Origin of the sequence: Adlercreutzia muris, assembly GCF_008831045.1 — a bacterium.
GTDB lineage: Bacteria > Actinomycetota > Coriobacteriia > Coriobacteriales > Eggerthellaceae > Adlercreutzia > Adlercreutzia muris.
Map to the genome: position 1 here is coordinate 21,271 of NZ_WAJS01000032.1, position 6,318 is coordinate 27,588.

The following is a 6,318-nucleotide window of genomic DNA, read 5'->3' on the forward strand; positions in this document are numbered from 1 at the left end:
TTCGCCAGATATGCCAGCCATCACAGATCAACCCACTCGGCAATTTCCCGGGAAGAGGGCCCCCAGGGAACCGCATTATCCACCTTCCCCATATCGCAATATTGGCAGAAGGGGATGGGCCGGGAAAGGAAATCGAACACATCCTGCGCGGACAGGCCCCCATGCAATTCCAAGCAATCTGCCGCATTGAGCTTAAAGCGCGCAATATGCCCCGACTCCACCATCGCATCATTCAAGATATCCGAGTATGCCGACGCGGGGCACCGACACAATCGGCCCTCCCGCAACTGCGGGCAATCGATGTACGGGCAGCGCAGATAGGTCTGATGCACATTGGAGGTTCCCCGCGGGTTGAGGGGAATGCGTCGGAAACAGCTTATCTCGTCACCGGCGGAATAGGCGAATACGCCCCGCTCCCTTGCATGCTCGACCATGGCATCATAGTCAAGACTGATGGGATAGCGCGTATACTTGAGATCGATATCGCATTTCCTCATAGTCTCCCAGAAGGAATCGGGCATTTTCGACACCAGTACGCCATTGGAAGTAACGTCAATGCGCGCACCCGGAAAAACCTCGCGAGCCACGACCAAGAAACCCTCTATCTCGGGATGGAGCAGGGGCTCTCCTCCCAGTAAATGCAGACGAAGAACGTTTTCCCCAACCGCCGATTGCAACAAACGAAGATCGTCTCCGAATTGCGATATATCGGCAAACCGCTCTTTCGCAATGGGCGAATAGGTGCTGCAGCAGACGCAATTCAGATTACAATGGTCAACCACGTGGTAGTCCAAATGCTCAATGAACTGACGCGGCATCGTAGCGGCCGCAGCCATAACCGACGAACGCTCATTTGCCCATAATCGTGACCCCAAACCGGCAACAGTGCTTTTGATGTTCCCTCTGTCCGTCGCAGCTGTCTTCAATTGACGCTCGATCGCCTGTATACGCTCGGCGAGCGTCTTGAACGACCGCTCCGTATCTTCATGGACAACGGAAACCGATTCCTGAACAGCGCCCAGGGCGGACTCTTGAGCCGCCAACACCTGAGCACAGTCGGCCTCCATTGCCTCAACAACGTCGAAGCGAGACCGAATATCTGCCGCCGACTGATCCGCCAGTGTCAATGCGGCACGCACATTATCGCTTAAACCCTCGTAGGCGCGCGCCGCCGAGCGGGCCTCCATCTCGAAGCCGTTTATGCTCTCCCTCAGTCCATCAAGGCCTTCGTGAGTTTTCTTAAACTCGGTCCGCGTACTCTTCGCGGGAAGCGGCAATACTTTTTTCAGATGCTCCTTCAACCTTACTTCCTCTCTTCGCGCGACACCAAGAACCGTCGCCTCCGATCAAACCGCTCAATGGAAGCGGTACCAGTGTTACTTACCCAGCCTCTTCAAATTGCGCACCGGAGAGGTGACCGCATGGCCCAGCTTGAAGGCATTTGATTTCTTGATCCGATCAACGTGTTTGAGGGCGCTTCCTCCCCCGTACATATCAACGAACTCTTCCGGAGTCATGTCGTGCAAATTCTCGATCACCGGATGCGAAGCAGAACGAACAATGCATCCCCGCAGCATGCGATAGGGCTGCGTCAAGGCATACCCGACCCTAAACGAATGAGACCCCCTCATCCACTCGCATCTCTCAAGGGCAGCATTGCGAACCCGAATACGCCGCAGTTCAGCCGCCAGCTCATCAGCTTCCCGTCGAATAGCTCGCACCCGCTCTTCTTCGGCTCGCTTTCTCGCTTCCTCGCGCAAGCGCTCCTCTTCGCGCAAGCGTTCCTCCTCGCGCTTCACCTCGTCGAGATACCGCTTCATCACCGCCACATTCTGCATGCCGTAGAGAGGGAGGTAGTCCATGACATCGTGAACGTCATTGTCTGCGATAAACGGTAGATTGTCCTCATCAATGGCCATCGGCTCATTGGATCGCACGTAGGCCCGTACCGTGTCATACTCATGGCAAGCCTCAAAATAGGCCAGGGCATTTTCAGACATATCCTTAAGTTTCTCCCGCGTAAGTCCACCGAGAAGATCCATCAACTCGCGGGCATTGCGCCAATAGATCGTATCCCGAGGAACAAAATCGGTCACAGACATGCGCTTCACGCTTTTCCACGCGGCGACCGGAATGCCAACTGAAAGCACATTGAGCGTCAGCTTGTACGACACCGTCGGAAAAGGCTCGATAAACACATCGACATGGTGCCGCAAGAGACTTTCCGGCAAATTGGACGACCACTCAACATGGACGAAGCGATCCTGTGGCACGCCCGCAGCCTCCAAGGCGGCATGCAACTCGGTCTTAACGTCATCGGGAAGGGGTCCAAAATGATAGTGGGTACCCCCCAGCTCGGCTAGCAGCGCTACGACCACGTCAAGATATCGGTACGGCACCTCGCCGTTCACCTTGTAGAACCGAGCGGCTCCGCTCGCGGTAACAATACGGTCGTGATCCGCAAACGGATCATATCGAAGGCCATCAGAGAGCTCCACCCGATGAGACCATGCCGGCAAATAGGAGAGCTTCTTCTGGAATGCCTGTTTGAGCAGAGCATAGTCCACAGGACGCTTAGCGGCGATGGTGTCTATGTTCGGGTTATTCAAGCCAAGGACAAAGCCGTGGTCGAAAGAGAAGAGCGTAATGTTCTCGCAGGGCCCCGATGCCATAAGAGCCTGCGCATAAACATCCTTATGGGAGCAATAGTAGTACGAGCGGAAGGGCGAGAGTTCCTTCAGACGGTCAGAGAACCACCGAAACGGCTCGGAGCAATCCAACGGATAGGTAAGAGGATGAACATGGGGAAGCTGGGACAGAGACTCCAACGCCTCGTCGGAGATGCCGCCTTCATCGGTCTGGAATATGTACACTTGCTTGTCATTGTACATATCCGCCAGCTCTTTCACCTCGGCAAAAATCCCCCCCCCCACGGGGATTCAAATGAGAAACGAATATGCAGACCACGTTGTCATTGGCTTTGGTTTGCACCAATTCGGGAGCGTTGGTACGCGCAATGAAGCCAAGCGTGGCCGCCAAGGTATCCAGGTACTGGGAGGAGTAGATCTCTCTGAGAACGAACTCCATCTCCTTAAAGGCAAACGTGGCCGCTATCTGACGGATCTCGGTCAAGCATCGCTCAATACTGATCATGGGGTAATGGTGAAGCTCTTCCGGACCTGTATTCTTCAGCTTGTGAATATTAAGGTCCTTCAAGCGATCCGCAAATTGTCTCTCAAAACGCGTTCGGACAAATTGCCTGTGGGCGGTGTAGAAGTCAACCTGATATTGAAAGTGTTCGCGCTCCGTCTTTGCCGACCAGATGCCTTTGAAGGTATAGGAATAAACCGACCCGACGAAATCGAGCACTTTCACCTTTTTGCCCGAATACATCAAATGGAACAGAGTCCGCGGGGTATCGCCCCGATAAATCTTCATATCAAAGTACTCGGGAACGTTCCCCCGGAAAATATTGCGATACATATAGGTGGCAGTATGGAAATATCCATGTCGAGAAGTCAGCAAATCGACATAGGTGAACTCGGTGATTGCTCCCCGATTCGGAACGTGGACGTTTCCGTCCCCGAAATCGATGACAAAATGGGATGCCACCGCAACATACTCCTGGCGACAATCCTGATCCAAGAAGGTGATCTGCTTCTCAAGTTTATCCTTAACTGAGTAGTAATCATCTCCGTCGAGAACGCAGAAATAATCACCTCGTGATTCTACCAGCCCTCGATAGAAAGAGTGAGCATTCCCTTGATTGACCTCGTTGGACAGGTACCGCACAAACGGATACTTCTCAGCATAGGACCGCGCGATGGAGCCCGTCTCGTCCGATGAGGCATCATCCACGATGATGATTTCGTAATCGGCCGAGACCTCCTGCATGAGGATAGATTCCAGGGCCCGTTCCAAGGTATCGGCAACATTGAAGCAGGGCATGATGATGGACAATTTCATGAACGGTCAGCACCCTTTCCAGCAGCAAGCAGCTCAAATCTATGGCGCGGCAGGCGGATAACAAACTCGTCGAAGCCGATCTCGCAGTTATGCCGTCGCTCCTCTATAAGAAAACCCTCGCGCACGTAGATTCGCAGAGCACTCGTATTTTCCACGGTGACACAAGCGTGCAGCTCATCCAAATTCAAGATGGAAAAGGCAATCTGGGCGCAGCCCCATGTTGCAAAAGATCCCAAACCGGATCCTCTGTCTTCCCCAATCATCAATCGGCCAAATTCAGCACGTCGCCCGTCCTGGTTGTAAAGCGAGACCGAGCCCTTCAGAACACCGTCGCGAAGAACGCCAAAGATAACCTCATCGTCACGGCGACAGTAGCTCTCGAACCAACGCTCCTGCTGCTCGGAAGTGATAGTGCCGACAGGACGGATGAATTCGTTTTTCGACTGATCGTTGCGCCAGACGCGCAACTGCTCCAGATCCCCCCTCATCAGAGGACGCAGCTCCTTGTCGCCCTGCGCGATGCGTAAATTATGCAGCACGATTCCCACCCCCACCATTAAAGGCGTTCAGCGCATCGATGACATAATCAATCTCCTCATCGGTCATGCCGAAATAGAGGGGCAAACTTAGCTCCGTGTCAGCCAACCGCCGCGCAAGGGGCGTGGGACTCAGACGACCGTCGGAAGCATACGCTCCCTGATCTGCAATGGTGACGGGATAATGGCACACCGTTTCTATGCCCCGCTGACGCAAATGATCCCTCAGGGCATCCCTTTCAACGCAATGAATAGCGAAGATGTGCCACACATGATCGCGACCCGGCTCGACGCACGGCAATGCAACAAGGGGATTCCGGATATTCTCTAGATACCGAACCGCAATAAGACTACGGGCTTCGTTGCAGGCATCGAGGTGCCTGAGCTTCACCCTCAAAAACGCAGCTTGAAGCTCATCGAGCCGGCTATTGATGCCCTTTTCTTCATGATGGTATCGAATGCTTGAGCCGTAATTGGCAATGCGGCGCATGCGATCCGCAAGCTCCTCGCTATCAGTAATGACTGCGCCGCCATCCCCCAATGCCCCGAGGTTCTTCCCGGGATAAAAGGAGAAGCATCCTATGGCCCCAAATGTACCGACATGTTTGCCGCCGCAAAGGGCGCCGTGAGCCTGAGCGCAGTCCTCCACCACCAAGACGCCCCGGGTAGCAGCCTCTTTGGCAATTTCCTCAATTTCCGCAGGCTGGCCATACAAATGGACGGGTATCACGACTTTCGTATTCTCGGTTATCGCAGAGAGAAACCCCCGGGCCGTCATATTGCAGGTTTTCTCATCGGGGTCAGCAAGCACTACATTTGCCCCCACAGCGCTCACCGCCAAAGCCGTTGCAATGAACGTATTCGCCGGAAGCACGACGTCATCTCCGGGGCCCACATCCAAAGCCTTCAGCGCTACAACCAGGGCATCAAGGCCCGAGGCAACGCCCAGGGCGTACCGCGCTCCGCAATAGGCTGCAAACTCCTCTTCGAACGCAGAGCATTCCTTCGAGCGAATGAACATACCGCTATCGTAAACGCGGGAGAAAGCGTCCGCCATCTCCTCGCGCAGATCCTCATGCAATCGAGCAAGGGTTGAGAAGGGAACTTTCACTCTCACTCCTCCGTTTCTTCCGCTGCGGCGCCAGCCACAAGGCGCTTGAATTCATTGTAATCCGCAAGATAGTCCGCAGCATCGTAATGCCTGCTCGCCAAGACGACGAGGACGGCACCCTCGGTAAACGAGAACATTTCCCGCCAGACCATGGGGCCGATGTAAAGACCCCTATCGCAACCTGATAGTACGACCGTATCTTGGGAGCACCCATCGTCAACCAAAATGGAAACGGAACCGCACACGCATATGAGAACTTGCTCCAAATCCTCGTGAGCGTGGAACCCCCGTCGGCAGCCCGAAGGAACGGAGGAAATGTAGTATACCCTTTCTATGGGAAAGGGCACCTCATCGCTCTCGCCCTCAAGAGCTATGAGAACACCGCGTTCGTCTTGATTTTTCGCAAAGGTAATCAGCTCGCAGCCTCGCGGCACGCCACATCACTCCAAACAGTCTTACGCTCGTAAACACCACATCCTCAGCCCGAAAACCGAATCGCAGTCACACTGAAATGGCTCTGGCTTGGGATTTTATATTTTACACGAACGCCGACAGGGCCTCAACGGCCGAAGGCCGTCGGTGTGAGTTACATGAATCCGGAGCGGTGCTCCCAGAGGGCCCCGGAGCCTGCCCTTGGAGGGCGCCGGCCGGGGCATTCGTCGACGGGAGCATCCTACCACACCTTCGAGAGGGCCTCGGCGCTGC

Annotated in this window: 6 protein-coding genes; all 6 read right to left on the minus strand. The window is 54.6% G+C overall.

What is annotated here, in order from left to right; translation table 11 throughout:
- Positions 1-20: 20 nt before the first annotated feature.
- Positions 21-1,301 (minus strand): radical SAM protein, encoded by a 1,281-nt coding sequence (locus tag F8D48_RS09530; RefSeq protein WP_151431577.1) that lies wholly within the window; start codon positions 1,299-1,301, stop codon positions 21-23.
- 75 nt (positions 1,302-1,376) lie between these two features.
- Positions 1,377-2,891, minus strand: coding sequence for a hypothetical protein (locus tag F8D48_RS09535; protein WP_151431579.1), 1,515 nt, complete (start codon positions 2,889-2,891; stop codon positions 1,377-1,379).
- Positions 2,881-3,966: a glycosyltransferase family 2 protein gene (locus F8D48_RS09540; protein ID WP_151431581.1), complete on the minus strand. Its 1,086-nt coding sequence runs from the start codon at positions 3,964-3,966 to the stop codon at positions 2,881-2,883. The genes F8D48_RS09535 and F8D48_RS09540 overlap by 11 nt, the downstream gene beginning before the upstream one ends.
- Complete coding sequence (locus F8D48_RS09545) at positions 3,963-4,514, minus strand: GNAT family N-acetyltransferase (RefSeq protein ID WP_170272794.1); 552 nt, start codon at positions 4,512-4,514, stop codon at positions 3,963-3,965. The genes F8D48_RS09540 and F8D48_RS09545 overlap by 4 nt, the downstream gene beginning before the upstream one ends.
- A complete protein-coding gene (locus tag F8D48_RS09550; RefSeq protein WP_151431585.1) occupies positions 4,495-5,613 on the minus strand; it encodes a DegT/DnrJ/EryC1/StrS family aminotransferase in 1,119 nt (372 codons plus the stop codon). Before F8D48_RS09550 ends, F8D48_RS09545 begins: the two co-directional genes overlap by 20 nt.
- A 2-nt stretch (positions 5,614-5,615) precedes the next feature.
- Positions 5,616-6,047 (minus strand): sugar 3,4-ketoisomerase, encoded by a 432-nt coding sequence (locus tag F8D48_RS12295; RefSeq protein ID WP_151431587.1) that lies wholly within the window; start codon positions 6,045-6,047, stop codon positions 5,616-5,618.
- Positions 6,048-6,318 lie beyond the last annotated feature (271 nt).